Origin of the sequence: Pseudoroseomonas cervicalis ATCC 49957, from assembly GCF_000164635.1 — a bacterium.
GTDB lineage: Bacteria > Pseudomonadota > Alphaproteobacteria > Acetobacterales > Acetobacteraceae > Pseudoroseomonas > Pseudoroseomonas cervicalis.
In genome coordinates this window covers 1-2,440 of the sequence record NZ_GG770909.1, presented here as the reverse complement: position 1 = coordinate 2,440, position 2,440 = coordinate 1, and the positions used below count along the sequence as shown (strand labels likewise).

The following is a 2,440-nucleotide window of genomic DNA, read 5'->3' as shown; positions in this document are numbered from 1 at the left end:
GCGTCCTGCCTCAGGCCATAAGCGGGACGCCAACGAACAAAAGTTTTTTGGTTCTTTTTTTCAAAAAAGAACCCTTACTTTTTACAATCCTATCCTCCCCCAGGCCATCCGCTCCTCCACCACCGCCATCGCCCCGCGCAGCAGGCGCATGGGCAAGGGCGGGCGCTTCGGGCCGAAGGGGATGACCGGGGTTTTCTCACCGAACCGGCGACGGATCTCGGATTGCGCGTTGCCCAGCCGGTCGATCAGGCCGAGCGGCAGCGCCTCCCGCCCCGTCCAGAAGCGGCCATTGAACAGCGCCTCCTCCGGCGCCGCCAGATGGGCGGCGCGGCGGCTGCGCACCCAGGCCTTGAACTCCTCGTGCAGGGCGGAGAGCAGCTCCTCCAGCCGCGCCTGCTGCCAGGGCTCCACCGGGCGGAACGGGTCGAGGAAGGATTTCTGCCCGCCCGCCGTGGTCAGCCGCCGCTCGACGCCGAGCTTGGCCGCCAGCTCCTCCAGCCCGAAGCTCGCCGAGATGACGCCGATCGAGCCCACGATGCTCGAAGGGTCGGCGACGATCTCATCCGCCGCGCAGGCCAGCCAGTAGCCGCCCGAGGCCGCCGCATCCTCGACGCAGGCGATGACCGGGACCTTCTTCTCCTCGGCCAGGGCGCGGATGCGGGCGGCGATCAGGCTGGACTGCACCGGGGAGCCGCCGGGCGAGTTGATGACCAGCACCACGCCGGCCAGCCGCTTCAGGGCGAAGGCGCGCTCCAGCACGGGGGCCACGCCCTCCAGGCTGAGCCCGGCCGGGCCGATGCCACCGCCGCGCGCCGCGATCAGGCCGGAAAGCCGCACCAGCGCCACGCGCGGGCCGCGGTCGAGAAAGGGGATTCGCATAAGGGAAAAGATGACCACCTTCCTCGCCGGAACAAGACGTGCGAGGACACGCGCGATATCCGTACCTGGCCGAGGAGAACACCCCATGAAGACCCGCGCCGCCGTCGCCTGGGAAGCCGGCAAGCCGCTGTCGATCGAGGAGGTCGATCTGGAAGGCCCGCGCGAGGGCGAGGTGCTGGTGGAGATCAAGGCCACCGGCCTGTGCCACACCGACAAGTATACCCTCTCCGGCGCCGATCCGGAGGGCATCTTTCCGAGCATCCTGGGCCATGAGGGCGCCGGCATCGTCGTCGATGTCGGCCCGGGCGTGAAGTCGCTGCGCAAGGGCGACCATGTCATTCCGCTCTACACGCCGGAATGCCGCGAATGCGACTACTGCCTCAGCCAGAAGACCAATCTGTGCCAGAAGATCCGCGTGACGCAGGGCCGCGGCCAAATGCCGGACGGCACCAGCCGTTTCTCCTGCAACGGCAAGCCCCTGCACCACTACATGGGCACGTCCACCTTCGCGAACCACACGGTCGTCCCTGAGATCGCTCTCGCGAAAATCCGGGAAGACGCGCCCTTCGACAAGGTCTGCTACATCGGCTGCGGCGTGACCACCGGCCTCGGCGCCGTGCTGTTCACCGCCAAGGTGGAGGCGGGCGCCAATGTCGTGGTGTTCGGGCTCGGCGGCATCGGGCTGAACGTCATCCAGGGTGCCAAGATGGTCGGCGCCAACATGATCGTCGGCGTCGACATCAACCCCGAGCGCGAGGCGATGGCCCGCCGCTTCGGCATGACGCATTTCGTCAACCCGAAGGAGGTGCAGGGCGATCTGGTCGGGCATCTGGTCGAGCTGACCAAGGGCGGCGCCGACTATTCCTTCGAATGCGTCGGCAACACCACGCTGATGCGCCAGGCGCTGGAGTGCTGCCACAAGGGCTGGGGCGTCTCGACCATCATCGGCGTCGCCGCGGCGGGGCAGGAGATCTCGACCCGGCCCTTCCAGCTGGTCACCGGCCGGCGCTGGATCGGCTCGGCCTTCGGCGGCGCGCGCGGCCGCACCGATGTGCCGAAGATCGTCGACTGGTACATGGACGGGAAGATCAACATCGACGAGCTGATCACCCACACCATGCCGCTCGAGAAGATCAACGACGGCTTCGACCTGATGACGCGGGGCGAGAGCATCCGCGGCGTCGTCCTCTACTGACGGCGCGGGGGCGCGGTGGTGGCGGGTCCGTCGCCGCGCCCCTCAACCCGTGGCGCCGCCGCGCGTTGGGCTCGGCGATGATCACCCGTATCGCCCTCGCCCTGCTGCTGCTGGGCACCCCCGCCGCGGCCCTGGAGATCGCGGAGCCGGAGGCGAGAACCCGCCTCGGCGCCGCGCTGCGCAACCTCGGCTACACCGGGTTCGGCGCCATCCAGGGCGAGGACGGCTTCTGGAAGGTGCGGCACGCCCGCGCCGGCGATGGCCGCCACTACACGCTGACGGTCGAGCCCGACACGCTGCGCATCCTCTACCGCGAGCCCGAGGCCGGGGGGGACGCCCCCGCCGTGCCCGGCCCGAACCCGGCCG

3 protein-coding genes are annotated in these 2,440 nt (G+C 69.2%); 2 read left to right on the top strand and 1 reads right to left on the bottom strand.

Annotated features, from left to right (window positions below; translation table 11 throughout):
• Positions 1–81: 81 nt before the first annotated feature.
• Positions 82–879, bottom strand: coding sequence for a S49 family peptidase (locus HMPREF0731_RS20250; RefSeq protein ID WP_040614216.1), 798 nt, complete (start codon positions 877–879; stop codon positions 82–84).
• An 85-nt stretch (positions 880–964) separates the two neighbouring features.
• Here HMPREF0731_RS20250 and HMPREF0731_RS20245 point away from each other — a divergent pair, with 85 nt between their 5' ends.
• Entirely contained in the window at positions 965–2,074 is a 1,110-nt protein-coding gene (locus tag HMPREF0731_RS20245) for an S-(hydroxymethyl)glutathione dehydrogenase/class III alcohol dehydrogenase (RefSeq protein ID WP_007006086.1), read from the top strand.
• Positions 2,075–2,151: 77 nt separating this feature from the next.
• The coding region (locus HMPREF0731_RS20240; protein ID WP_040614215.1) for a hypothetical protein at positions 2,152–2,440 on the top strand (289 nt) is incomplete at its 3' end.

Bases quoted from the DNA above. Each gene is read 5' to 3' on its own strand.
- HMPREF0731_RS20245 (WP_007006086.1), top strand. From the start codon at position 965: ATGAAGACCCGCGCCGCCGTCGCCTGGGAAGCCGGCAAGCCGCTGTCG.
- HMPREF0731_RS20250 (WP_040614216.1), bottom strand. From the start codon at position 879: ATGCGAATCCCCTTTCTCGACCGCGGCCCGCGCGTGGCGCTGGTGCGG.